The sequence below is a fragment of the Pseudoalteromonas marina genome (assembly GCF_000238335.3).
Classification (GTDB): domain Bacteria; phylum Pseudomonadota; class Gammaproteobacteria; order Enterobacterales; family Alteromonadaceae; genus Pseudoalteromonas; species Pseudoalteromonas marina.
The window spans coordinates 199,388-223,268 of the sequence record NZ_AHCB03000006.1 but is presented as its reverse complement, the minus strand read 5'-3'; the positions used below and the strand labels follow the sequence as shown (position 1 = coordinate 223,268).

Annotated in this window: 25 protein-coding genes and 1 tRNA gene; 16 read left to right on the top strand and 10 right to left on the bottom strand. The window is 38.9% G+C overall.

Annotated elements, in window-relative coordinates:
* Nucleotides 1-188 precede the first annotated feature (188 nt).
* From PMAN_RS09940 to PMAN_RS09925, 4 genes are read left to right on the top strand one after another with little or no spacing between them, the layout of a single operon-like run.
* On the top strand, nt 189-908 hold the full coding sequence (locus PMAN_RS09940; protein ID WP_010557220.1) for a MipA/OmpV family protein: 720 nt from the start codon (nt 189-191) through the stop codon (nt 906-908).
* 1 nt (nt 909) lies between these two features.
* A complete protein-coding gene (locus PMAN_RS09935; RefSeq protein ID WP_010557219.1) occupies nt 910-1,290 on the top strand; it encodes a DUF3019 domain-containing protein in 381 nt (126 codons plus the stop codon).
* A gap of 14 nt (nt 1,291-1,304) precedes the next feature.
* Nucleotides 1,305-1,997 (top strand): response regulator, encoded by a 693-nt coding sequence (locus tag PMAN_RS09930; RefSeq protein WP_008130048.1) that lies wholly within the window; start codon nt 1,305-1,307, stop codon nt 1,995-1,997.
* Nucleotides 1,998-2,018: 21 nt separating this feature from the next.
* The gene (locus PMAN_RS09925) at nt 2,019-3,263 is read left to right on the top strand and encodes an ATP-binding protein (RefSeq protein WP_010557218.1); all 1,245 of its coding nucleotides are present in this window, start codon (nt 2,019-2,021) and stop codon (nt 3,261-3,263) included.
* 103 nt (nt 3,264-3,366) lie between these two features.
* Here PMAN_RS09925 and PMAN_RS09920 read toward each other — a convergent pair whose 3' ends face one another.
* Nucleotides 3,367-3,582: a DUF3820 family protein gene (locus tag PMAN_RS09920; protein WP_006793920.1), complete on the bottom strand. Its 216-nt coding sequence runs from the start codon at nt 3,580-3,582 to the stop codon at nt 3,367-3,369.
* A gap of 329 nt (nt 3,583-3,911) precedes the next feature.
* Nucleotides 3,912-5,489 carry a cation:proton antiporter family protein gene (locus tag PMAN_RS09915; RefSeq protein WP_010557217.1) on the bottom strand — a complete coding sequence of 526 codons (1,578 nt, stop codon included), beginning with the start codon at nt 5,487-5,489 and terminating at the stop codon, nt 3,912-3,914.
* A gap of 266 nt (nt 5,490-5,755) precedes the next feature.
* Here PMAN_RS09915 and PMAN_RS09910 point away from each other — a divergent pair, with 266 nt between their 5' ends.
* Entirely contained in the window at nt 5,756-6,499 is a 744-nt protein-coding gene (locus PMAN_RS09910) for a sporulation protein (protein WP_006793918.1), read from the top strand.
* Between the two features lie 101 nt (nt 6,500-6,600).
* Complete coding sequence (locus tag PMAN_RS09905; RefSeq protein ID WP_010557216.1) at nt 6,601-7,047, top strand: GNAT family N-acetyltransferase; 447 nt, start codon at nt 6,601-6,603, stop codon at nt 7,045-7,047.
* 57 nt (nt 7,048-7,104) lie between these two features.
* Here the strand turns inward: PMAN_RS09905 and PMAN_RS09900 are convergent, their stop codons facing one another.
* The 6 genes from PMAN_RS09900 to PMAN_RS09875 form a co-directional block, all read right to left on the bottom strand.
* Nucleotides 7,105-8,457: a sodium-dependent transporter gene (locus PMAN_RS09900; RefSeq protein WP_010557215.1), complete on the bottom strand. Its 1,353-nt coding sequence runs from the start codon at nt 8,455-8,457 to the stop codon at nt 7,105-7,107.
* 204 nt (nt 8,458-8,661) lie between these two features.
* Nucleotides 8,662-9,954, bottom strand: a complete 1,293-nt coding sequence (locus PMAN_RS09895) for a sensor histidine kinase (RefSeq protein ID WP_010557214.1) — start codon at nt 9,952-9,954, stop codon at nt 8,662-8,664.
* Between the two features lie 19 nt (nt 9,955-9,973).
* Nucleotides 9,974-10,678, bottom strand: a complete 705-nt coding sequence (locus PMAN_RS09890; RefSeq protein ID WP_010557213.1) for a response regulator — start codon at nt 10,676-10,678, stop codon at nt 9,974-9,976.
* Nucleotides 10,679-10,699: 21 nt separating this feature from the next.
* Entirely contained in the window at nt 10,700-11,083 is a 384-nt protein-coding gene (locus tag PMAN_RS09885) for a DUF3019 domain-containing protein (RefSeq protein ID WP_010557212.1), read from the bottom strand.
* Nucleotides 11,073-11,930 carry a MipA/OmpV family protein gene (locus PMAN_RS09880; RefSeq protein WP_008127970.1) on the bottom strand — a complete coding sequence of 286 codons (858 nt, stop codon included), beginning with the start codon at nt 11,928-11,930 and terminating at the stop codon, nt 11,073-11,075. The genes PMAN_RS09885 and PMAN_RS09880 overlap by 11 nt, the downstream gene beginning before the upstream one ends.
* A 91-nt stretch (nt 11,931-12,021) precedes the next feature.
* On the bottom strand, nt 12,022-12,825 hold the full coding sequence (locus tag PMAN_RS09875; protein WP_008127968.1) for a hypothetical protein: 804 nt from the start codon (nt 12,823-12,825) through the stop codon (nt 12,022-12,024).
* A gap of 112 nt (nt 12,826-12,937) precedes the next feature.
* On the opposite strand from PMAN_RS09875, the gene PMAN_RS09870 reads away from it, so the two are divergent.
* Both PMAN_RS09870 and PMAN_RS09865 read left to right on the top strand, forming a co-directional pair.
* Entirely contained in the window at nt 12,938-14,092 is a 1,155-nt protein-coding gene (locus tag PMAN_RS09870; protein WP_010557211.1) for a serine hydrolase domain-containing protein, read from the top strand.
* Complete coding sequence (locus PMAN_RS09865) at nt 14,089-14,598, top strand: SixA phosphatase family protein (RefSeq protein ID WP_010557210.1); 510 nt, start codon at nt 14,089-14,091, stop codon at nt 14,596-14,598. The genes PMAN_RS09870 and PMAN_RS09865 overlap by 4 nt, the downstream gene beginning before the upstream one ends.
* 82 nt (nt 14,599-14,680) lie before the next feature.
* Here PMAN_RS09865 and yhbY read toward each other — a convergent pair whose 3' ends face one another.
* A complete protein-coding gene (gene yhbY, locus PMAN_RS09860) occupies nt 14,681-14,977 on the bottom strand; it encodes a ribosome assembly RNA-binding protein YhbY (RefSeq protein ID WP_006793908.1) in 297 nt (98 codons plus the stop codon).
* Between the two features lie 87 nt (nt 14,978-15,064).
* Between yhbY and rlmE the strand changes: the two genes are divergently transcribed.
* The 8 genes from rlmE (at nt 15,065) to PMAN_RS09820 (ending at nt 23,255) form a co-directional block, all read left to right on the top strand.
* The gene (gene rlmE / locus PMAN_RS09855) at nt 15,065-15,694 is read left to right on the top strand and encodes a 23S rRNA (uridine(2552)-2'-O)-methyltransferase RlmE (protein ID WP_010557209.1); all 630 of its coding nucleotides are present in this window, start codon (nt 15,065-15,067) and stop codon (nt 15,692-15,694) included.
* Between the two features lie 66 nt (nt 15,695-15,760).
* Entirely contained in the window at nt 15,761-17,704 is a 1,944-nt protein-coding gene (gene ftsH, locus PMAN_RS09850) for an ATP-dependent zinc metalloprotease FtsH (RefSeq protein WP_033019700.1), read from the top strand.
* 113 nt (nt 17,705-17,817) lie between these two features.
* Nucleotides 17,818-18,666: a dihydropteroate synthase gene (gene folP / locus PMAN_RS09845; protein WP_010557208.1), complete on the top strand. Its 849-nt coding sequence runs from the start codon at nt 17,818-17,820 to the stop codon at nt 18,664-18,666.
* Nucleotides 18,663-20,012, top strand: a complete 1,350-nt coding sequence (glmM, locus tag PMAN_RS09840) for a phosphoglucosamine mutase (RefSeq protein ID WP_006793904.1) — start codon at nt 18,663-18,665, stop codon at nt 20,010-20,012. The genes folP and glmM overlap by 4 nt, the downstream gene beginning before the upstream one ends.
* A 71-nt stretch (nt 20,013-20,083) precedes the next feature.
* Nucleotides 20,084-20,833, top strand: a complete 750-nt coding sequence (gene tpiA, locus PMAN_RS09835) for a triose-phosphate isomerase (RefSeq protein WP_010557207.1) — start codon at nt 20,084-20,086, stop codon at nt 20,831-20,833.
* Nucleotide 20,834: 1 nt separating this feature from the next.
* Nucleotides 20,835-21,188 carry a preprotein translocase subunit SecG gene (gene secG / locus PMAN_RS09830; RefSeq protein WP_006793902.1) on the top strand — a complete coding sequence of 118 codons (354 nt, stop codon included), beginning with the start codon at nt 20,835-20,837 and terminating at the stop codon, nt 21,186-21,188.
* Between the two features lie 66 nt (nt 21,189-21,254).
* Nucleotides 21,255-21,339, top strand: a tRNA-Leu gene (locus PMAN_RS09825).
* Between the two features lie 290 nt (nt 21,340-21,629).
* A complete protein-coding gene (locus PMAN_RS09820; protein ID WP_010557206.1) occupies nt 21,630-23,255 on the top strand; it encodes a methyl-accepting chemotaxis protein in 1,626 nt (541 codons plus the stop codon).
* Nucleotides 23,256-23,468: 213 nt separating this feature from the next.
* On the opposite strand, the gene PMAN_RS09815 is transcribed toward PMAN_RS09820, so the two are convergent.
* Entirely contained in the window at nt 23,469-23,876 is a 408-nt protein-coding gene (locus PMAN_RS09815; protein ID WP_008130121.1) for a type 2 periplasmic-binding domain-containing protein, read from the bottom strand.
* Between the last annotated feature and the right edge of the window lie 5 nt (nt 23,877-23,881).

Below are 23,881 nucleotides of genomic sequence, written 5' to 3'. Positions count from 1 at the left end.
TGAATAATTTTATGCTCTGATTTACGCTGATGCGGTTTAATTTCTTTCTATTTACCATTCTTTGTTTAAATTTTTTGCTCACTTGTTTTACGTTAAGTGCCAAGCCAAATACGTATTCGGATCAAGAGTTCTCAGAGCAGCATGTTCAATCTCATCAGCTAATTTTTAGTATTAACGCAGGGGTCGGTGTGATCACTAATCCTGTGCGTGGTGGTGATAATGTTCCTTTAGTCGTTATTCCTCAAATAGCGTTTTATGCTGAAGATTGGTTTTTTGATAATGGCCGTTTAGGCTATTCTTTACTTCAAACTTCTAAACATCAATTAAACATTGTTAGCGAGCTTAATACTGAGTCTCGTTTTTTTATAGATTGGCATCCAAGTAATGTGCTTACGCTGCAAAGCAGCAGTGCAGATAGCCCTTTTTATTTGCATGCTGCAGAGGCCTCATCAGTAAAAAATGTTAATTTAAATGACCTACATAAACGCCACCTAGCCTTAGACACAGGGCTTGCTTATCATTATGTGAGTGATCACCATGTGTTTTCTGTTCAACTACTGCATGATGTGACAAATGTTTATAACGGTGTTCGCGGTGCATTACAGTGGCAATACCATACTCAACTTGGGCCCGTAAATATTAAACCATCGTTTGGATTAAATTATAAATCTGCGGAACTAAATACCTATTATTATGGCCTTAAAGACGGCGAAACTTTATTGGGCGAAGTTGAGGTTGCCAGCAGTTGGCAACCTTATGCAAAAATTGATGGGCGATTACCCTTAAGAGATGAATATTCTGTTCGTTTCCATTTAGCTTATTATGACTACTCGGCTATTAATGATAGTCCGCTTTTAGAGCGTGACTATTCAATGACTGCATTTATAGGATTCGAACGCACTTTTTAATATGAAACAATTAATGGTCATTTTATTTTTAGCGCCACTACTTATCCCCCTCAGTAATGCGCAAGCTGCGTCGTTTACTGTGTCACCCAAAGTATGTGTCATTTCTCAGGTACAGGACTTTTGCGATCTTGATTTAAAGTTTGAATGGCAGGGCGATGTGGTGGGGGATGTTTGCATATATGAACAGAGTAAAAAGATACATTGCTGGCAACAGCAGCGCGCAGGAGAGTTTAATTATAAAGCGCGTGTTCAGGTCGAAACCATATACTCCTTAATCAATTCGGAATCTGGCGTGTTAATAGCTAAAGCACAGGTTGAAGTACAAAGTACTCATGTACAAAAAAGTAGGCGTCGGCTTCGTTCACCATGGAGCTTTTTTTAAATTAGGAGCAATCAATGCCAAAAATTCTACTTGTTGAAGATGATCTTGGTTTACAGCAACTCACAAAAGATTACCTTGAACATAATGGATTAGAAGTCGCAGTTTTAGAACGTGGTGATGAGGTGTTTAGTTATTTAGAAAATAATCACGCCGATTTAATGATCTTAGATGTTATGTTGCCGGGCAAAGATGGATTTAGCGTGTGTCGTCAAGTGCGTGATAAGTTTTCTTTACCAATTTTAATGTTAACCGCTAAAAGCGAAGATTTTGACCAAGTATTGGGTTTAGAACTTGGCGCAGATGATTATGTTATTAAACCAGCTGAGCCTCGTGTGTTACTCGCAAGAGTCAATGCGCTATTACGCCGAGGTCAAACAGTGACAAAAACGAGTGAAGAATTACAGTTTGGTGATTTAATCATTGATAAGACTAGCCGTATAGTGCAATTATCTGACAAAGAGATTGTGTTAACGTCACATGAGTTTGAGTTACTTTGGTTGTTAGCCTCAAACGCTGGCCAAGTGCTTAGTAGAGAGCATGTACACCAACATATGATTGGTCGCCAATATGACGGGCTCGATCGCACCGTTGATGTTCGCGTGTCGCGTATTCGAAAAAAGCTGGGTGATAATAGCGACAAGCCATTTCGTATAAAAACAGTATGGGGTCAAGGCTACTTATTTGTTTCCGATGCGTGGGATCTTTAAATACAAGGTTAATAGGCATTAATGGGAAAGCTGTTTGCAAGTTTATATATTTATATTGTGGTTTCATTGTTTGTTGTTAGCGGTGTTATAGAACAATTATGGCCATATGATGAATCGCAACAGCACGTTTTTCTTGATGACAAATTTGGGCAGTCGCTTTGGCTGCTTTCACAAACACCCAATGGACTAGCAAAATTAAAGAAGCACTACAACAGCTTTGTTATTAGTCGTGCTGATTTAGCACTACCTCAAGAACAATTGGCTCAGTTAAATAGTCAGCACTATCTATATTTATATGACAAACAACAGCGAGTTGTTTGGTATATTACCCTCAATGACAATGAACTTTTGCAGGTAGGGCCTATAGGGTTAGATACCCCCGTATCGACCTCTGTATGGCCATACGTATTATTGCTCACTATTGTGGGGATTCCTGTAGGCTTATGGAGCTTTCTACTTTGGCGTGACTTCTCTAAATTGCGTAATGCATGTAAAGCCGTTGAAGGTGCTCAAGACTTTCAACTCTCTGATACTTCCAAGTCGTTTTTTTTACCAATTACTGAAACACTCAGTTTAATGCAACAACGCATCAGTTTTTTATTAAACGCTCAACAAGAGCTGACTTCGTCGGTTTCTCATGAATTTAGAACCCCCTTAGCTCGCTTAAAGTTTGCAACAGTAATGCTAGATGAACGTTTATCAGATGAAAAAAGTGAAGTTTATATTGCTAATATGAACAGCGATATTAATGAGCTTGAAAGTTTAGTTTCTGAGATGCTTGACTACGCAAAACTAGACTCTCAACAACCTAGCCTACAACCATACCCAACTGATTTGGTTGAGTTAATAAAAGTTAGCGTTGAAAAGCTTAATTTTGATAAGAAAATTAATTTGGATGAAGCATTACCAAGTAGCCTGATTTACCAATGTGATCCGCATTTTATGGCGCGCGCTTTTCAAAATTTAATTGGTAATGCAATTAAATACGCTAATAGCCAAGTTAAAATATCGCTTGTTACTCAGCATAACGAAGTACAGTTTGTAATTGAAGATGATGGCAGGGGCATTGCTGAAATAGAGCGAGAAAACGTATTTAAGCCCTTTACTCGGCTTGATAAAAGTAGAGGCAAAAAAACAGGTGGATTTGGCCTTGGGTTAGCGATTGTTGCTAAAATTATTGCTTGGCATCAGGGAAGTTATCGTATTGAACATTCGTCTTTAGGTGGAGCAAAGTTCATTATTAGCTTACCCATAGAGCAAAACTAAAAAATAAAAAAAGCGCCAAAAGGCGCTTTTTTTGTGGTTAAAACCAAAATCAACAAGTAGCAATTAAATAGACCGCCAATTTATAAAATAGTTTCGTAAAATTTTATTTTTTTTCTAGCAATGGCATAAGCATTTGCTCTAAGCCATTTAGCTTAACCTCGTACATCATAGCTAACTGACTGCCTAGTTTTGAATCTGGAAAACCTTGCTGTTTAAACCAAACTAAGTAAGGTTCGGGAAGTAATAATAATGGACGACCTGAATATTTTCCAAACGGCATTTTAGTGTTTATGGCAATTTTTAATTGTTCCGGATCCATAGGTTTGCTTTTTGGTGTATCAATGGGGTTAGTGTAAGGTATTTTAGAGTAATAAAATAGGCTGTGACGGGCAAGAAACAGCCTATTGAGTGAGGGAGTAGGCCCTCTGATTTAAGAATTTTTGTTGGTGTAAAAAGCCCGACACAACTTTTGTTAGCTGGAGTCTAACTAGGTTGTATTTAACATGGGTTATATTTAACCAACGAAGACAGTTTACCTGTTTTTTGCAAACGTGGTGCATGCACTTGTAAAGGAATGTAAATACAATTGCTTTTTATTTATTTACTAATGAAAAAGAATTATTTTTGTGCCTTTACACATAGTAAATACTATTTTTCACCAAACAATTCTTGTTTTACATGTTCAGCAAAACCACTACCGGCTTCTAAGTAAAAGTTATACGTTGAGTGCACCCCCATACTTTCAAGCTCTTTTTGCTGATCTGGGTAGTTTGCAATTGCAGTAACTTGCCCTGTGTAGCCTGACGCTTGAAGCTGCTCTAATGCAAAAATATTCTGCATGTGTTTTGGCATTGCTAACATGACCATTTCAACGTGAGAGTGGTTTACACGTTGCCAAAAATCAGGGTCGGTAGCGTCTGCAATCAGTACTTTACGGCCTCTACTTATATGTTTATCGACAACTTCGGGTTTTATATCTATACCCGCTACTAAATTGGGGTGAGTCATATTAATAGTTTCATAAGCACCGGTGCCAATACGACCCATGCCAAAAATAACAATTTTTGTATCATTAAGGTTTACTGGTAATTCTTCGGCTAGGCGTGTTTTGCTTTCAAACTTTACTAACCAGCTTTCTACTTTTACATATAATTCATTAGAGCGTTTGTTAAGGGGGGAGGCAATAACAAAGGTAATAGATACCGCAATAGCCATAACGGCTAACCATTCAGGGGTAATAATACCTGTTGAAGCTGCAACAGCGCATACAATCAAGCCAAATTCACTGTAGTTAGATAAGGTAAATGCGGTAAGTAGCGAGGTACGTGCTCGTAATTTAAACGCGTTAGTAAACACATAATAAAGAATAACTTTAACAGGGAGTACAAAAATAAGCACAATGGCAATGATAAGCGAATCAACTGTTAATTCAGCATTTAAACCAATGCTTAAGAAAAAACCGACAAGTAAAATATCTTTTAAGTTGAGTAAGGATTTTGATAGCTCGCCCGCTTTTTTATGTGGAGCAAACATCATGCCTATGATCAGCGCACCCAAATCACCTTTAAGGCCTGCAAATTCAAATGCGTTATAACCAGCAACAAGCGCAAAAAAGAAACCAAATAAGGGCAGCAATTCACCATGCTTAGAACGGTTGAGCATAAAATACATAATAGGGCGTATTAAAGGCAAGGCAATAACAATAGCCAGCGCCCAAATGTTGGGTACTTTTCCTGTACTAATAGCTAAAAATATAACCGCAAAAATATCTTGCATTACAAGTATACCAATAGCGATTTTACCGTGTAGGCTGGCCATTTCACCGCGCTCTTCTAATACTTTTACCGCAAATACAGTGCTTGAAAAGCTAAGAGCAAAGCCGACCAACAAGGCACTTTGCCAACTTAAGTCAACAAAAAGAGGTAGGGCAAACACACCTAATAACAACATGAAACCGCTAAAAATAGCGCTACTAAATATAATATGAAGGGAAGCAGGTGCCCACACTTGGGGTTTTATTAAACTTTTTACTTTAAGTTTTAAGCCAATACTGAACAGCAATAAAGTAACGCCCAATGCGGCGATTGTATCAAGTAATTCTGTGCTTTTATAACCAGCTAGATTCAGCGCAAAGCCCGCCAGCAAAAAGCCAATAAGAGGGGGAAGTTTTAATTGATAAATGGCAAAACCACACACAAATGCGGTAGCAAAGTAGATTAGTTCCATAATACTTAAAATTACATCATTTGGTACTGCAGTGTAGCTAAAAACAGCGATTAATGAAAATTAAATTACCACTTGAGCTTTGTTTATTTAGTCGCTTTTAACACCTTGCTTGGATGATAAATGCACAAATTATGCGTATTTAACCCTTAAAAGCATTTAAATCCTACTTTTAAACTGACAACGGCTTTTAATTATGGTTAAGATGAGATAACGAAGACGTTTAAGTTAGGGCATATTTAAGAGCGGCTCAGCTTAAGGAGAATTATATGTTTAAAAAGATTTTAGCATCAGTGGGTATTGGTGCAGCAAAAGTTGACACTATTTTAGAGACTGAACATCTGCAACCAGGTCAACTTTTTAACGCTAATATTGTCATTACAGCGGGTGACGTTAGCCAAGAAATTGCAGGCTTAGATTTACTACTAATGACCCGTGTTAAAGTGGCTGGAGATGAAGGTGATTATTTTACTAATCATGTAATTGATCAATGGCGAATTACCGATATAGGTAAGTTGGAACCCGGTGACGTAAAAAGCATACCTTTTGAAGCGCGTTTGCATTCAGAAACACCGATCACTGAAATTAACGCGGGTTACAACCAGTCCCATGTTTGGTTAGAAACCGGACTAGATATTGATTTAGCACTAGATCCAACAGACAAAGACCATCTTCATATTTACCCAAATGAAGCAGTGAAAACGTGTATGCAGGCAATGGATAAATTAGGTTTTAGTTTATCTAAAGCCGATGTTGAAAAAGGTTTTTTACGTGCCTCTACATTTGCTTCTGTTTCAGGGTGTTACCAAGAGCTTGAATATAAACCTAACAGCAGAAGTTTATTTGGAATTCAAGAAATCGAGTTGTCATTTGTACCAGAAGCCCACAAAACTCACGTTTTAATTGAGCTTGACCGTGCATTTAGAGGCGATGGGTATATTGATGTAACCATTGAACATGACCATGTAAACTTGTCTCAGTTATGTGATCAGTTAGAGCGTTTATTCGCTTAATACTTTTTTACACTATACAGCGATGAATGTAATTTTATTTTCATTTCGTACTATAGCGATACTAAACCCAGCTTCTGCTGGGTTTTTGTTTAAGGATTACCATGCATTTTAACTGTGAACCATTTGATAAACTGACCCCTCATACCTTGTTTTCAATTATGAAAGGGCGCGTAGACGTATTTGTTGTAGAGCAAAAGTGCCCTTACCCTGAGCTGGATGATGTTGATAATTCTGAAACTACTCAGCATATTTATACGTTAGATAATATGCAGTTAATGAGCTACGCCCGTTGTTATGAAAAAAACGGACAGTACAGCGCAATTGGACGTGTTTTAGTGAGTGAGCATCACAGAGGAAAGGGGATCGCTAATAAATTGGTTGAACAGGCAATTGCGTGTTGTAAAACGCATTGGCCTGAACGGGACATAGTTATCGGTGCGCAAACCTATTTGTTGGACTTTTATAAGTCATTTGGTTTTAAGTGCACAGGGGATGCATATTTAGAGGACGGTATACCGCATCAAGATATGATACTAAAAATTAACTAGGCTAGTTAAATTTATACTCATATAAAAGCCCACAAGTGTGGGCTTTTATATGAGTTGTTAGCTTAATAACGAGTGGACAAACACAGCACCTATTGCGATAGGGCACACAAACTTAGTATACCAAGGCCATATTTTCCAAAATAGCGTAGTTTGTACCTCGGGATTGCCCTGTTGAATGGCTTGTAGTAATGAATTTCTGTACCAAATCCAGCCTACAAAAATACAGCACATTAAGCCAAGTAATGGTTGCGCAACCTTAGTGGTAAGTGTGATCACTAAACCAAATAATGCGCCTAGGTTACACACAATCGTAATGCTAACAACTGCTATCAAGGCGCCAATGACCCACGTTGCTTGAATGCGCTTCAAGGCAAAGCGTTCTACAGCATAGGAAACAGGTGCTTCAAGCATTGATATTGACGAAGTGAGCGCAGCTATACTCATTAGGGCAAAAAATGCAAAGCCAACAAATAAACCTACACTGCCCATACCATCAAATAAAGCGGGTAATACCTGAAATACTAAAGTATCTTCTGAGAGCAATTTTCCGCTGGCAGAAAATATCTCAACACCTTGTGCTTGAGCTACATACATAGCAGGAATAATAAGTAAACCAGCAACAAAGGCAATAAACACATCAATTAACGTTACGTATGCACCGAGAGAGACTAGGTTTTCTTTTTTACTAATATACGAGCCGTATATAATCATAACGCTTGTGCCAAGCGATAATGAGAAAAACGCTTGACCTAATGCGCTAACAATCAACTGGGTGTCAAAAATAGACGAAAAGTCAGGTAACAAGTAGGCTTTTAACCCTTCCATTGCACCTTCTTGAGTCAGTACATAAGCAATTAATAAAAATAAAATACCCAATAAAGCGGGCATCAAGCGCTTTGACCATTTTTCGATACCGTTTTCAACACCACGGCTAATGATTGCTATTGTTAAAACAATAAAAACAAGGGTAAAAATAACATTGCGAGTAAGTGATTGCTCGCTTAGCCAAGTTGATGCTGCGTCGGCTCCGGCCAAGGCGGCGATAGGTTGGGCTGTTGCGCTGAGCATCCAACCTGCAACAATAGCATAAAAACTAAGTATAAAGCCGGCGCATAAAATACCCCCAAAGCCGACAATAAATGCAAAGTGTTTTTGCCAAGGTTTGTTAGATACTTTAGTTAAAGAAACGACGGCGTTAGCTTGTCCGTGTCGACCAATCATGAGTTCGGCCATTAGCGCAGGATAAGCTAAAAAGAAAGCTAACACTAAATAGGCAACTAAAAATGCGGCACCACCATTACTGGCTGTTTGTGTGGGAAAGCCCCATATGTTGCCCAAACCTACGGCAGAGCCGGCGGCGGCCATAATAAATCCAAAGCGAGAACTAAACTCGCCTCTAACTGCGCTCATATTATTATACTTCTCTGTTTTTTAACGGCGCTGACAATCTACTGGAAATGTAAAAAAATAAAAAGTGCTTATTTGCTTATCCCACATAATTTAGTTTTCCAGTGGTGTGATTAATGCGCTGTTTTTAGTAAATGTTAGGAGTAGATTAAAATTAATGGGTTGATTTTGTTTTAAAAATGTTAATTACACCGCGTAATTTATACTTTACGATTTATAATGCTGGGTAATACTAAGGGTAAAGCAGGCTCCGCCTAAGTGCTTACTTTTGCTGACAGAAATAGTACCGTTATGCCAGTCAGCGACCTTTTCAACAATAGCCAAGCCAAGGCCATAGCTTTTATCTGCGCGGTTTCTATGATCTTCTTCTCTAAAAAATGGGCTTAATACATTTTTAAAGTTTTCTTGAGCAATCCCTGGGCCATCATCCTCAACAGTTATGATAAGTTGGCGTTCGTGAACCTTGGCGCTCAAGTAGATATATTGTTCGGCAAAATCGCATGCATTGGTCAGCAGGTTTGTAATAGCACGTGCTAACCAATGAAGGTCGGCCACAATAATGTCAGTTGAGCTATTAAGGTCAACAGTTAGCATTTGTGATTCTAACTTTGGGGCAAGCTGAACTAAAATGTTTTCAAGGTAATGCTTTATATTTGTAGAAGAGTACGTCAATTTGTTTGCGTTTTGCTCAAGTGTTGCAAACGCTAAGTAGCTTTTAAGCATGGATTCCATGTGATCTAAATCGTTTTCCATGCGCTCTAAATAGGTTTTTATTTTTTTCTCATCATGGGTATCTAAGGCGGCATCTAAGCCAAAGCGAAGACAGGCAATAGGGGTGCGTATATCGTGCGATAAACTTGATGCCATTAACTTATTTTCAGCGACAAGTTTTTCTATTTGGCTCGCCATACGATTAAACGTTAACTCTACATCTCTTATATACGTAAAATGCGAGGCGTTAATTCTGGCTTGTGTATTGCCTGATGCAAACTGTTTAGCAGCCTCATTGAGTACACTTAGTCGCTTAGCGAGTGGCGCAATAATGAATCCCATTAAAATGCATAAGCCAGCATAAAAAAGCAAAGTTAAAAATATATCGTTTCGTTTATCGGTGTCTGCGCTTTTTTTAAGTCGCATAGAAATATGAAAGGGGTTTAGCGCTTGGTTACTATACAGCATATAAAAACCTTGCTGATCTTCTAAAATCAATCCGCCAACAGCATGCATTTGAAGTAATAATGAAGGAGGTAAAGCAAGTGATTCATTAGGTTTATAATCGATTGATAGATCAAACTCTTCACCTAGCTGCTTAACATATGCGCCACGTTCAGAGGTGGGAATATTTGCCAGTTGTTTACTAAATCCCATCATCATTTTACTTTGCACACTAAATTCGTCTTGTGGGGTATGTGCTTGCTGGCTAAAGGCGTCTATAAGCCACCCTAAAACCACAATAGATATCAGTGCGCTGCCAAGTAGTGATATGTAAAACTTTTTCATTTAAGCATACAGCTGTAAGTTACCATGCAGTAGAGACGAGCAAGTAACCACGCCCCCAAATTGTCTTAATTTTTTCAGGGTTTTGTGGGTCGTCGCTAAACTTTTTTCTTAGTGCAGAAATAAGCACATCGACACTTCTATCAAGTCCGTCGTATTCACGCCCTTTAGTGGCTTTAAAAACCGCGTCACGTGATACAACTTGCCCTGCATTACTTGCCAAATAATGCAGGAGTAAATATTCTGCACTGGAAATATTAACGTCTTGGCCGTTAAATTTCACGTTTCTCGATTCGGTATTAATATTAAGCGAACCGACCGAAATTGTGGTTTCTACTTTTTCCAATTTATTGGGCTCACTGCTTTGACGAAGTGCCGCTTTTATACGAGCGAGCAAAGCGCGCGGGCGTACTGGTTTCATTATATAATCGCTCGCACCGACCTCTAAACCTATAACTTCATCCATTTCTTCATCACGTGCTGTAAGCATAATAATAGGCGCATTATAAAAGCTACGAAGTTCTCTACATACACTAATGCCATCTTGACCAGGTAACATAATATCAAGTAGGACAATGTTTGGGTTCAAGGTTTTTACCTGACTGACAACTTCATCACCTCGGTGACAAACATGGGTAGTGTAGCCTTGTTCAGTTAGGTATTCGGCTACCCACTGAGCCAATGATGCATCATCTTCTACTAATAAAATAGTGCCGTAATTATCCATAAATTATCCTTAATGCAGTGGCTAAAATAATCGCCAGCGACGCTTTTTTTGTCTGTTTTGATATACCCACTGAAGTTTTACTTCTGCAGTGCCAATTATTTTTGATGTATTACTATCAAATAGTTCAAATGCGATACTTTGCTTAGAATCAAACGCGTAATTTAATGTGCCTTGTTGCTGTTTGAGCCAACATTGCATAATGTATTTTGATGTTGCATCGCGTAGGCAATAATTACCAATAATGGGTTGGTGCCACGTAATAACAACGTCGGCATAACAATCGCGGCTTTCACGAAGAGCTACGCACGTATCAGGAACCGCGGTTAAAGTATTTTGTGTATCGCTAGATTGCGCAAGCGCTGATACAGGAAAAATTATTAGTAAACAAAACCATCTAAAAAACATAACGTAGGCCTACCTTGGCTTTATGCTGATACCCTTGAGAAATAATTGGGCTGTCGTCGATTTCTGCTGAAAACCATGTGGAAAGAAAGCCAGCTAGAAAAACCCAATCTTGGCTTATTGGGTATTCAGCATGAAATTCAAATATTAGGCTGGTACTTGCATGTGCATCATAAAAAGGTCGGTTTTCGGCTACTTCTTCTTGGTCAATGCCAAAATAATAATTTGTAAAATCAGCTGAATAAGCACTTACGCCAACACCGGATCTAAATTCCCAGTTTCGCCACGGTAAAATTTGGCTAAAGAAGGTGTTAACAACCCAGCTGTTATGGGCGCCAGAAACATCATAAAGGTATTCAAATGAAATTTGAGAGTTTTCGAATCGGCGTGTAAGCCTTAGACCAACACCAAAATCATAGCGACGAGACTTTATGCCATCAAGCTCTGCAATTACACCACTGTTATAAAAGCCAAGGCCTTTCTCGTCAAAGCCTGCTTGGGTGTTCGTGCCCAGTATATCCAAGCCCCAATCATACTTATCAATGATACTATAGCCGATAATAAGACCACCACTGAGTTGGTTATGGTCAAAGTCGAGATAAAATCGGTCGTATGATACAGCAAGGCTTAAATCGAGCTCTAAATCGGTGTCGTAGGCATTAGTGCCGACTAGGTAGGTATCTTCTACAAAATAACTTGCCCCTGCGCTCCAGTCCCATGCAAAGCCTTGAGTTGGCTCAAGGGTGTTGTCTGCATAATAACGATTACTTGCTTGGGCTGAGGTCGCTATAAGGCTCAAACTGAACAAGACAATACTAAAAAGAGTACGGTTAAGTAAGGTATATTTCATCCACGTTGAGCCTGATTGTTTGTTGTTATAGTGCGTAGTATATTGTTAAGGTGTACCCTTAATCTGTAAAAAAATGTAGTAAATGTTACTTTTACTGAACTTTAATTTTATCTATTAAGATACTGCTTAAGTAAAATTGCATCATAGGTGTTAGAGCACTGACTTCTGTGCGGCTACACGGACCACTTAACTTACTTAGGCTAGATAATTTAGACAGCATTTGATACTCAGGGATTTTCACCTCTTTACCCACTCTAGCTAAACGTGCTTCTTCTGTGTTTTGCTGGTGGATAAATGCAACAACCTCTAGTTCGTTTGTAATTCTTTGTTCTTCACTTAAGCTGTAAATTAGCGGCTCTCGGTGAAAGCTGGCGCTATCTATCGACGACGTTGCAAACCACACCACATCGCCAGACGCTTTGTGTGTTAAACGCATATTAACTTCTGCAAAAATAGATGCACATTGCTGCGTTGGGTATTGCTTTGCAATATTTTCAAACAAGACAAATGGCTTTTCAGGTGTGGCAATTGAATACTGTGTGTTTTCTTTAAATGTTAAGTCGAGCTTTTGAATAGTCAGCGTGTAATCACTGTTATTTTTACTCGTAACTTTAAGCTGTTTATCGTTAAGTGCTTGGCTTATTTGCGATAGTAGAGTGTCGGTTACACTTGCTTTATCGGTAATTATTTTTACAGTTTGATTTTGTAAAACTTTGTGTGCAGGCAATTGCACCGACTTCACTTTTGGTGAAGCATGATCTGTTTGGTATTTAAGCTGATACGTTTGCGTTGTTAATGCTGGCTTTAACGGCATAGCCAAAGGTTCTGCTGGTTGTTTGGTAATGGCACAACCTGATGAAAATAAAACAAAAAGTAATACAACTAAAAAACGCATAAATACTTAACACCCACAAAAAGTACAATAATTTTTGTATTGTACGTTAGTCCAAAGAAAAGTTCATGATATTATGCATACAGAGGCAGTTAAAAAGATAAAGTATTAAAAAATGAAGCGCTTACCACTTTTAAAGTATTGCTTAACTGCAGTGTGTTTTGTGTATGCAACCGTTAGTTTTGCAGCGCAGCAAGACCCAAATTGGGATAGTTTTGTAAAAAAGTATGGCCGTTACGCAGAAAAAAAACTCACGAGTAAAGGCATTCCAGGGGCTGCACTTTCGATAGTTAACTTAGGCAATAGTGATTACATCCATGCGGTCGGACGAACAAAAGCCCGAAATGGTCAAAAGGTTAATGTTCACACTCGTTTTAGACTGGCGTCGGTGTCTAAAACATTTGCAGGCTCTCTGGCTGCAAAATTATCTAGTGATGGGCTCATAAAATTAGATAACTCCGTCAGTAATTACTTACCTGATTTTATAGGCACAGAATACGAAAAAAACTTAAAAGTTTATCACTTACTTAGCCATTCTAGCGGCTTGGTGCCAAACGCATATGACAATTTAATTGAGTCGCGAATGGATTATCCCGATATAGTACAAAAGTTAGTGACGGTTAAACCTATTTGCGAGCCTGGTATATGCTACGGTTATCAAAACGTCATGTTTAGTTTAATTGATGATGTTATTTTAAAAAGTACAAATAAAGATTATTCACAATGGCTAAATGAAGGCATTTTTCAGCCACTTGATATGATTGATGCTAGCTTGGGTTATGAAGCCATGGTGGTTGATAGTAATTACGCTTTACCGCACGTACGTGGAAAAAAACGTTGGTACACTGCAAAGCTGAAAAAAAATTACTACAAAGTTGGACCAGCAGCTGGTGTTAATGCTAGTGCAAGCGATATGGCTATCTGGTTAAAGGCACAATTAGGTCAATATCCTGAAGTGTTGTCACTTGATGCTTTGTCTAAACAAACTCGGCCCTATACACGCACTAAAAAAGAAATGTACCGCAGGGTGTGGAAAAAACAGTTACACGAAGCTTATTACGGCTTAGGCTGGCGAGTATACAATTACGATAATGAAACCTTGTATTATCATAGTGGTTGGGTGCAAGGATACCGAAGTGATTTGGTGGTATTCCCCCATTTAAATATTGGCTTTAGCTTAGTGTTAAACGCCGAGACAGGGTTAATTAATGAGTTAACAACCGAGTTTATTAATCGTTTGTTGACGTACAAACGTGAGCAGACAATATGAAAGTAAAATACGGTGTTTTTATCTTGTTATGTGCAGTTTTATTTAATAGCCAATATGTATTTTCGGCTCCAGAAAAAATATACCTTTTTCGCCATAGTGAAAAACTAGCAGGTAAAAACCCAGGGTTAACCCAAAAAGGCTATAAACGGGCAGAGCAGCTAGTCACATTATTTAAGCAATTTGATAAAGTACATGTATTTAGTAGTAACTATAAACGTACTTTACAAACAGCAGGCCCACTTGCTGCGCATTTTGATTCTGAAATAAAGATTTACAATGCTAGAGATTTGGCAGATTTAAAAAGCCAGATAGTGTCTTTGAATGGCGTAGTTGCTGTGATTGGTCATAGCAATACAACTCCAGAACTTGCAACGTTGCTTTCAAATGAAGAAATAGAACCAATGAGTGAAATGCAGTTTTCACGCTATTTCTTGTTAAGCAAAAAAAAGCATCATGCAGAAATTAAATATTTACTCAAAGACTTAGAAATGAATTTTACTTTTTAGAATTCAGGGCTAAATAAATAATAAAAAAACCAGCTGATAGCTGGTTTTTTTATTAAGCGCAATAATTTACTCAGAAAGTAAATTAGTTACGCGGCAGTTGAATTTTTTTCTCAGGGCTTTGGCGATAAAGCACAATAGTGTGGCCAATTGTTTGAAGCTTTGTCGCACCTGTTTCACGAACGATAGCTTCAAAAATAAGCGCTTTGGTTTCACGATCGTCAGTTGGTACTTTAACTTTGATTAATTCGTGAATTTCTAGTGCACTTTGAATTTCCATCACTACGCCTTCGGTTAAACCGTTAGAACCTAGTAAAACTACAGGCTTAAGGCTATGTGCCTCGCCTTTTAAAAACTGCTTTTGTTTATTTGATAATGTCATGTTTATACAAATTTTGCTGAATATGGCTTGAATTAAGGGTATTCTAACGCCATCTAGAGAATATTACTAATTAGTTGCGTGTAATTTATGACAAATAAAAAACAGTCAGCCAGTTCACAGCGATGGTTGAAAGAACATTTTGATGATAAATATGTTCAGGAAGCGCAAAAAAAAGGCTGGCGTTCAAGAGCGGTTTTTAAATTAGATGAAGTACAAAATAGAGACAAGTTACTTCGCCCTAGTATGACTGTGGTGGATTTAGGGGCTGCCCCGGGTAGTTGGTCACAGTATTTAGCCGAGAAGGTAGGTGACAAGGGGCAAGTTGTTGCTTGTGATATTTTACCTATGGACTCTCTAGCGGGAGTTGATTTTTTACAAGGTGACTTTCGTGAAGAAGCCGTGTTAGATGCTTTATTAAAACGCATTGATGGAAAAAATGTTGATGTGGTACTCTCTGACATGGCACCGAATATGAGTGGTAATAACTCAGTGGACCAAGCTGGAAGTATGTATTTAGTTGAGCTTGCGCTAGATATGTGTAATCAAGTTCTAAAGAAAAATGGTGCATTTATTGTTAAGGTTTTCCAAGGCGAAGGCTTTGATCAATACTTGCAGGAAGTACGTAATAGTTTTAAAGCAGTGAAAATACGCAAACCTGATGCCTCACGTGCCCGTTCTCGGGAAGTATATATAGTAGCGACTGGATACAAACTGTAGTACAGTTGCTTGGCGTTTAGTTGAATTTAAATTAATTGGATACAAGAGGTTAACCCCTTGAGCGATATGGCGAAAAATTTAATACTATGGCTGGTCATTGCAGTTGTGCTTATGTCAGTCTTTCAGAGCTTTAATGGTGGCGAGCAAATCGACCGTCAAACAAGTTACAGTCAGTTTGTAAAAGATGCCCGAAATGGCTCAATACAAGAAGTGGCAATCGAGAGCACCAGTGGAACAATCACAGGTACTAAAAATAATGGTGAGCGCTTTCAAACCATTATGCCAATCTACGACAAAGACATTTTAAATGACTTACTTAAAAGTGATGTAAACGTGAAAGGTGTAAAGCCTGAAGAACAATCATTTTTAGCAAGCATATTTATTTCTTGGTTCCCGATGATACTGCTTATTGGTGTGTGGATTTTCTTCATGCGTCAAATGCAAGGCGGTGGCGGCAAAGGCGCTATGTCATTCGGCAAGAGCAAAGCACGTCTAATGAGCGAAGATCAAATTAAAACTACGTTCGCTGATGTTGCTGGTTGTGATGAAGCAAAAGAAGACGTTACCGAATTGGTGGACTTCCTGCGCGACCCGTCTAAATTCCAAAAATTAGGTGGTAGTATACCTAAGGGTGTACTTATGGTTGGACCGCCAGGTACAGGTAAAACGTTGCTTGCTAAGGCCGTTGCCGGTGAAGCAAAAGTACCCTTTTTTACAATTTCGGGTTCTGACTTTGTTGAAATGTTCGTTGGTGTAGGCGCATCGCGCGTACGTGACATGTTTGAACAAGCCAAAAAAGCAGCGCCTTGTATTATTTTCATCGATGAAATTGATGCAGTAGGTCGTAAACGTGGCGCAGGTATGGGCGGCGGTAACGATGAGCGCGAACAAACATTAAACCAAATGCTGGTAGAAATGGATGGTTTTGGTGGTAACGAAGGCATTATTGTTATTGCTGCGACTAACCGCCCAGACGTATTAGACCCTGCATTACTTCGTCCTGGTCGTTTTGACCGTCAAGTAGAAGTTGGTTTACCTGATATACGCGGTCGTGAACAGATTATTAAAGTGCACATGCGTAAAGTACCATTAGGTGACAACGTTGATGCAGCTGTTATTGCTCGCGGTACACCCGGTTTTTCCGGTGCTGATTTAGCTAACTTAGTCAACGAAGCTGCACTTTATGCTGCACGTGGTAACAAACGTGTTGTAAATATGGCTGAGTTTGATGCTGCTAAAGACAAAATCATGATGGGCGCAGAGCGCAAGACCATGGTGATGAGCGAGCAAGAGAAAGAAATGACGGCATACCACGAAGCCGGCCATGCAATTGTTGGTCGCATGGTGCCAGAGCATGACCCTGTTTATAAGGTATCTATCATTCCACGTGGCCGTGCGCTAGGTGTGACTATGTATTTACCAGAACAAGATCGTGTTAGTCATTCTAAAGAGCTATTAGAATCAATGATTTCTAGCCTTTATGGTGGTCGAATCGCTGAAGCACTTATTTACGGTGCCGATAAAGTGACTACCGGTGCGAGTAACGATATTGAACGTGCAACAGACATAGCACGCAAAATGGTTACACATTGGGGTTTAAGCGAAAAATTAGGACCACTACTTTACGCCGAAGATCAAAACGAAATGTACATGGGTGGTGGCGGTAGTCGTGCATCTAACATGTCGGATGATACAGCTAAAGTAATTGATGCAGAGGTTCGTTTGTTTTCAGATAGAAACTATGAACGTGCCGAAAAAATATTGAAAGAGAATATTGATATTCTTCATTCAATGAAAGACGCGTTAATGAAATACGAAACGATTGATGCTAAGCAAATTGACGACTTAATGGCGCGCCAGCCAGTGCGTGAGCCACGCGATGCTCATGACCGCCATGAGCCAAAAGCACCACAAACAGATTCTGTAAAGGAATCTGTTAGTGATGAAAGTCAATCAACAACAGAATCATCTAAAAAAGATGAAACAAATGTTGATGACAAAGCCGAATAATCGTTAAAATACTCAAAAAGCCCCGTACTTCGGGGCTTTTTTGTATCGGTTTCAATTTCGCTCTAATTTTTAGTTAGATTTGTTTGAATTCTGAAAAGCAAACAAGGCTCGTTATGAACAACATTATTAACTTACCAAATGGTCGAGAACTAAATTTAATTGAGCCTGTGATTATGGGTATATTAAATGTAACCCCAGATTCATTTTCAGATGGTGGTAAATTTATAGAGCCCAGCATCGCTGTGCAGCGTGCATTACAGCTATTAACTGATGGCGCAAAAATAATAGATATTGGTGGTGAGTCTACTCGACCTGGTGCTCAGGCAGTTAGCCTTGATGATGAGCTTGAACGAGTGGTTCCAATAATAAGAGCTATACGTGCTCAGAGTGATTGTGTTATTTCTGTCGATACGAGTAAAGCTGAGGTGATGAGGCAGGCTATTTTAGCTGGTGCAGATATGGTAAATGATGTTCGCGCATTACAAGAGCCTGACGCACTGAATGTTGTTTCACAATTTGAAAATATCGCAATTTGCTTAATGCACATGCAGGGTCAGCCCCGAAGTATGCAAACATCTCCACAATATAATGATTTAATTGGCGATATTAATGAATTTTTTAAACGTCGCGTTAGTGCCTGTGAGGCGATGGGAATAAAAACTCAGCAGCTTATTCTTGACCCAGGCTTTGGATTTGGAAAAACATTAAGCCATAACTACGAAATTTTGACCAAGTTTAATGATTTTAATAAATTAGGCTTGCCATTATTAGCAGGGCTTTCTCGCAAGTCGATGATTGGTAACCTGTTAAACAGAGACACAAGCGAACGAATGGCCGGCAGTTTAGCTGGCGCACTTATTGCCGCACAAAATGGTGCAAAAATAATACGCGTTCACGACGTAAAAGAAACTGCAGATGTACTTGGTGTTTACCAAGCGTGTATAAAAGGAATAATAGAATGAAACAAAGAAAGTATTTTGGCACAGATGGCGTACGTGGTTTAGTGGGAACAGCGCCAATCAACCCTGAGTTTGCAATGAAACTGGGTTGGGCTGCAGGACGTGTGCTATCAAAAGGTGGAACAAAAAAAGTTATTATTGGTAAAGACACACGTATTTCTGGTTACATGCTTGAAACAGCCCTTGAAGCAGGTTTAATAGCCGCCGGTATTGATGTTGTTCTGCTTGGCCCAATGCCTACGCCGGCCGTTGCTTATTTAGCACAAACATTTAGGGCTGAAGCCGGTATTGTAATAAGCGCATCACATAATCCATATTACGACAACGGTATCAAATTTTTTAATGGTCAAGGTTTAAAACTTGATGATGCTGTAGAGCTTGAAATAGAGGCAATGCTTGATGAGCAAATGACCTGTGTGGCCTCAGATAAGTTAGGTAAAGCAACACGCTTGGCAAGCGCAGACGGACGTTATATTGAGTTTTGTAAGAGTCAATTTCCACAAGGGTTGTCTTTAGAGGGATTAAAAGTGGTTGTAGATTGCGCTAACGGCGCAACATATCATATTGCCCCATCAGTTATGCGTGAGCTCGGCGCTGACGTAATTACGCATGCATGTGAGCCAAATGGTGTAAATATAAACCATGAATGCGGTGCAACTCATGTAGACACGTTAAAACGCAAAGTACTTGAACATAAAGCCGATGTAGGTATAGCTTATGATGGTGACGGCGACCGTGTAATGATGGTTGACCATAATGGCCGTGTATTTGATGGTGACGACTTAGTTTATATAATTGCTTGTCAGGCAGCGAACGATCATATTTTAGGTGGCGGTGTTGTTGGTACTGTTATGTCAAATATGGGCCTTGAAAATGCACTTAAAGCAAAAGGCATTGAGTTTGCTAGAAGCAAAGTTGGCGATCGCTATGTAATGGAATTACTTCAGCAAAAAGGGTGGAAAATTGGTGGAGAGAGTTCAGGCCATGTACTCAATCTAGACTTAATTTCAACGGGTGATGGTATTATATCAAGCTTGCAAGTGCTGGCTGCTATGGTTGCACAAAATAGAACGCTTCAAGATTTAGGCGCCGGGTTTACAAAATACCCAATGAAAATGATTAACGTGCGTTATACACCGGGTACCGATCCTACAACGGCGCCAAAAGTGCTTGCGGCAGTCGAAGAAGTGGAACAAAACTTAGGCAATAAAGGCCGCGTTTTACTCCGTAAATCAGGCACTGAACCTGTCGTTCGTGTTATGGTTGAAGCAGAGCAAGAAAAAATAGTATTAGACAGTGCACGTAAGATTGCAGAGATTGTCGAATCTATGAGCAAACAACCTGATTGATAACAATAACCTCTTGTAACTTTGGGCGAGAAAAGTTAATATCTCGCCCGCTTTCTAATGTGGAGTGGAAAATGGCAATACGTAAGGCAATGGTCGCTGGCAATTGGAAAATGAATGGCTCAATAGAGCTAGTCAAAGATATGTCGGATGCTATAAATAGTATTAAATCACCAGAAATAGATGTTATTTTATTTCCTCCATTCCCACTTGTTTCAGCAATGATTGCAAGCGGTGTTATAACAGGTGCTCAAACTGTATCTGAAAACATGCCTGGCGCTTTTACCGGTGAAGTTGATGCACAACTACTGAAAGACCTTGGCGTAAATTATGCACTAGTTGGCCATTCAGAGCGTCGTAGTATTTACAACGAAAGCAGCGATGTTATTGCTGATAAATTTGCTAGAGCTCAATCAGCTGGTTTAATTCCCGTTCTTTGTGTTGGCGAGAGTGAAACAGAGCAAGAAAGTGGACAAACAGAATATGTAGTTGCTGCTCAAATAGATGCGGTAATTAAAAAATTAGGTGTAGCAGCGCTGAAAGATTCTGTGATAGCATACGAGCCCGTTTGGGCCATAGGCACAGGTAAGACTGCATCGCCAGAACAGGCACAAGCTGTTCATAAATTTATCCGTGACAAAATTGCGTCTTTAGACAGTGATTTAGCACAAGGGCTTACCATCTTATATGGTGGAAGCGTTAACGAAAAAAATAGCGAATTATTATTTGCACAACCAGATATTGATGGTGGCCTTATTGGTGGCGCCAGTCTAAAAGCAGCATCTTTTGTTGCTATCTGTAACAGTGCAAAAGGGACCGTATAAGATGTACGAAATTTTATTAGTAGTTTATTTAGTTGTAGCTTTAGCTTTAGTTGGTATGGTTTTAATCCAACAAGGTAAAGGTGCTGATATGGGTTCTTCATTTGGTGCAGGCGCTTCTGGGACTGTGTTTGGTTCTTCAGGTGCTGGTAACTTTATGACAAAGACAACAACAAGCCTAGCTACAGTCTTTTTTGTGTTGAGTATTGTTCTAGGTAACTTAACAGCCGGTCAGATAAAACAGACTGATGAATGGGAAAATCTAGAAGCAGCACCAGCTATAGAAACAGTAGTGCCGGTTGAAGAAGATGTTCCAGTTACTTCTAACAAAGAAAGTAACTCAGACGTACCAAACTAATACAGTTTACTGTTCAGCTATTTGTTAACCTCAAACAGATAAAACAAGCGAACAAAAATTTAAAATGCGGATGTGGTGGAATTGGTAGACACGCTACCTTGAGGGGGTAGTGCTTTAGGGCGTGGGGGTTCAAGTCCCCCCATCCGCACCAAATTTAAAACCAGTAGCAATTATGTTACTGGTTTTTTTATACCTAAAATTTGCTTTGGTTGTTTTTTGCACTTAAAACGTTTGGTTATAACAATAATTTAGATTCTTTGGTGATATTTTTAACAGGAAACACATCGTGTACCCAATAAAGTCAATTTACTTGTGTTAATTTCAGTTTTTAGCTTAATTAATGATTAAAATAAAAAAAAAACTAGAAATTTTACAAATTTAACTCACACTTATCAGTATTGAGCCGATAATATATTTAGATAACTCAAAAAGGTAAATAGTATGGCTTCAGGCTTCTCTTTTCAAAACCTAAGCATAACTAAAAAAATACATGCAATAACATGTATTGCAGTTGTTGCTTTTATAATTATGGTATTAATTAATTTTCTTGCCATAGATGATAATAGAGCTTCTTTAGATGAAATGGGCAACTCTTCATATAAGGTTGTAAAGTTAACATCAGCGAACGTAGGGCTGTTAGAAAAACTAGATGAGCTTTACACCCAAGCAGTTACATTTGGCGAACAAGACTTAATAACTAAAGCTGATGATACTTACAAAACAATTGAATCAAACATAAATTTAATCAAGCAAATGAGTAATAGCTACATTAGCAATGATGTAGTGAAAGAATTAGCCGACTACGAGAAGATATCAGCTACAATTGCTAATGGTATGGTAAATGGCACTGCCGATTTTAGTAAAATTCAGCAGCAAGCCCAGTTAAAAACAAGTCTTTATGGTTCTGTTTTAGAGAGCTTTAAAGCAGCCCAACAAAAGGCAGACAACCGTTTTTTTGAATTAGTTGAAAGCACTAATACGCGCTCTGATAATGCGCTTACTTTAATGCTTGTTGTATCTATTGTATCTTTATTACTGCTTTTATTTATGGCGATTTGGATTGCTAAAAATATTGGCTCATCAGCAAGCGATGCTGCAAATAATTTAAGCTTATTAGCAAATGGAAAAGGCTCTTTAAGTACTCAATTAACCGTGAATTCTAAAGATGAAATTGGCCAAGTTTCTATTAACTTTAATGCTTTTATTGCGCTGTTAAAAGAAACCGTACTTGAAGTAATTGCTGTATGTGAACCATTGATGGAAAACTCTACCCGTTTAGTACAGGGTATGGAGCAGGCTGAACGCGCAACAACAAAACAAACAACAGATGCTGAAATTGTTAAGCAATCAATGGAAGAGATGAAGCAAAGCGTTGGTGATATTTCTCAATCTGCAGCAAATGCATCACATGCGGCTGAAACGGCAGAAAAAGAAGTAGAGCAAAGCCGTACCCAGGTACAAATGTCTGTCAATGCATCTCGTACGCTAAGTGATGAAATTAACCAAGCAGCAACAACAATTAATAAACTTGCGGACGATACAAAAAACGTATCACAAATATTGAATGTAATTACTTCAATTGCCGATCAAACCAACTTACTTGCGCTTAATGCGGCTATTGAGGCTGCGCGTGCTGGTGAGCATGGCCGTGGGTTTGCGGTAGTAGCTGATGAAGTACGAGAACTTGCTTCACGAACCGCCCATTCAACGAATGAAATACGCGAATTGTTAGGTGCTTTAACGACCGCAGCTAACGATTCGGTTACCGCGATGACTTCAGCTCGAGATATGGCAACAGATAATGCAACAGCGGCTGAAAAAACAGGAATATCAATTGAGAAGATTGCTGAGCAAATGCTAGAAATAAATGGCATGAACTCACAAATAGCAGCAGCAACTGAAGAGCAAACATCGGTTGCAGCCATGGTTGTAGAAAATGTATCTAATATGCATGTTTCTTTTGAAGATACCATGGACTCATTACTGGCTGTAAGAGATGTAGCTAAAAACCTACATTACTTATCAGATAACTTATTAGACGCTACAGCCAAATTCAGAATTGAATAATTAACCTGAACAGCTAAAGTCTCTATTAAAGCCTCCTTTTGGAGGCTTTGTTGTTTTGAAGGCTAGCTAGGTATGTCTCACCAGCCTGCAACAATAGAACAACTTAGAACGCAAGATTGGACACGAGATTAACTTGTTAAGCCAACAGACATAACTTTTTACAGGTACAAAAAAACCACCATTTGGTGGTTTTTTTAATTTACGGGCTAACGGCTAAAAGGTCGCAACCACTTTTACATTGTCACTAACTTTTGCGCTATCTACATAACCGATAGCATCAGCATTAGCTGCTACAAAATCTATTACAGCTTGATCTGAGCCTAATTTCTCTGGAGGTGTCCCTTTACCTGTAAATACAAGTTTAGACCAGTAAGCATTAAGCTGGCTGCCAGATTTACCTACAACTTTATCGTTAAACTCATCTGCAGCAGCGGTACCATCTTGGTTTACTGGGTTTACCTTAGTACCATCACCAAATGACTTGGCTTTACCAAGGTATATCTTTTTAATTGTATCTGCATCTAAAGCATTTGCGTTACCAGCGTTAACTATTACTGCAACTTCTGCAAAAGCATTAATTGAGCACAATGAAAGTGCACTAGCTAAAATTAATTTTTTCATTATCT

What these genes read in the sequence shown, in the direction of transcription:
- PMAN_RS09890 (WP_010557213.1), bottom strand. Translation starts at nt 10,678, where the DNA reads ATGGATAATTACGGCACTATTTTATTAGTAGAAGATGATGCATCATTG.
- PMAN_RS09935 (WP_010557219.1), top strand. Translation starts at nt 910, where the DNA reads ATGAAACAATTAATGGTCATTTTATTTTTAGCGCCACTACTTATCCCC.
- PMAN_RS09925 (WP_010557218.1), top strand. Translation starts at nt 2,019, where the DNA reads ATGGGAAAGCTGTTTGCAAGTTTATATATTTATATTGTGGTTTCATTG.
- PMAN_RS09915 (WP_010557217.1), bottom strand. Translation starts at nt 5,489, where the DNA reads ATGGAACTAATCTACTTTGCTACCGCATTTGTGTGTGGTTTTGCCATT.
- secG (WP_006793902.1), top strand. Translation starts at nt 20,835, where the DNA reads ATGTACGAAATTTTATTAGTAGTTTATTTAGTTGTAGCTTTAGCTTTA.
- rlmE (WP_010557209.1), top strand. Translation starts at nt 15,065, where the DNA reads ATGACAAATAAAAAACAGTCAGCCAGTTCACAGCGATGGTTGAAAGAA.
- PMAN_RS09880 (WP_008127970.1), bottom strand. Translation starts at nt 11,930, where the DNA reads ATGAAATATACCTTACTTAACCGTACTCTTTTTAGTATTGTCTTGTTC.
- folP (WP_010557208.1), top strand. Translation starts at nt 17,818, where the DNA reads ATGAACAACATTATTAACTTACCAAATGGTCGAGAACTAAATTTAATT.
- PMAN_RS09875 (WP_008127968.1), bottom strand. Translation starts at nt 12,825, where the DNA reads ATGCGTTTTTTAGTTGTATTACTTTTTGTTTTATTTTCATCAGGTTGT.
- yhbY (WP_006793908.1), bottom strand. Translation starts at nt 14,977, where the DNA reads ATGACATTATCAAATAAACAAAAGCAGTTTTTAAAAGGCGAGGCACAT.
- PMAN_RS09900 (WP_010557215.1), bottom strand. Translation starts at nt 8,457, where the DNA reads ATGAGCGCAGTTAGAGGCGAGTTTAGTTCTCGCTTTGGATTTATTATG.
- PMAN_RS09910 (WP_006793918.1), top strand. Translation starts at nt 5,756, where the DNA reads ATGTTTAAAAAGATTTTAGCATCAGTGGGTATTGGTGCAGCAAAAGTT.
- PMAN_RS09930 (WP_008130048.1), top strand. Translation starts at nt 1,305, where the DNA reads ATGCCAAAAATTCTACTTGTTGAAGATGATCTTGGTTTACAGCAACTC.
- PMAN_RS09885 (WP_010557212.1), bottom strand. Translation starts at nt 11,083, where the DNA reads ATGTTTTTTAGATGGTTTTGTTTACTAATAATTTTTCCTGTATCAGCG.
- PMAN_RS09815 (WP_008130121.1), bottom strand. Translation starts at nt 23,876, where the DNA reads ATGAAAAAATTAATTTTAGCTAGTGCACTTTCATTGTGCTCAATTAAT.
- glmM (WP_006793904.1), top strand. Translation starts at nt 18,663, where the DNA reads ATGAAACAAAGAAAGTATTTTGGCACAGATGGCGTACGTGGTTTAGTG.
- ftsH (WP_033019700.1), top strand. Translation starts at nt 15,761, where the DNA reads ATGGCGAAAAATTTAATACTATGGCTGGTCATTGCAGTTGTGCTTATG.
- PMAN_RS09920 (WP_006793920.1), bottom strand. Translation starts at nt 3,582, where the DNA reads ATGGATCCGGAACAATTAAAAATTGCCATAAACACTAAAATGCCGTTT.
- PMAN_RS09870 (WP_010557211.1), top strand. Translation starts at nt 12,938, where the DNA reads ATGAAGCGCTTACCACTTTTAAAGTATTGCTTAACTGCAGTGTGTTTT.
- tpiA (WP_010557207.1), top strand. Translation starts at nt 20,084, where the DNA reads ATGGCAATACGTAAGGCAATGGTCGCTGGCAATTGGAAAATGAATGGC.
- PMAN_RS09895 (WP_010557214.1), bottom strand. Translation starts at nt 9,954, where the DNA reads ATGAAAAAGTTTTACATATCACTACTTGGCAGCGCACTGATATCTATT.
- PMAN_RS09820 (WP_010557206.1), top strand. Translation starts at nt 21,630, where the DNA reads ATGGCTTCAGGCTTCTCTTTTCAAAACCTAAGCATAACTAAAAAAATA.
- PMAN_RS09865 (WP_010557210.1), top strand. Translation starts at nt 14,089, where the DNA reads ATGAAAGTAAAATACGGTGTTTTTATCTTGTTATGTGCAGTTTTATTT.
- PMAN_RS09905 (WP_010557216.1), top strand. Translation starts at nt 6,601, where the DNA reads ATGCATTTTAACTGTGAACCATTTGATAAACTGACCCCTCATACCTTG.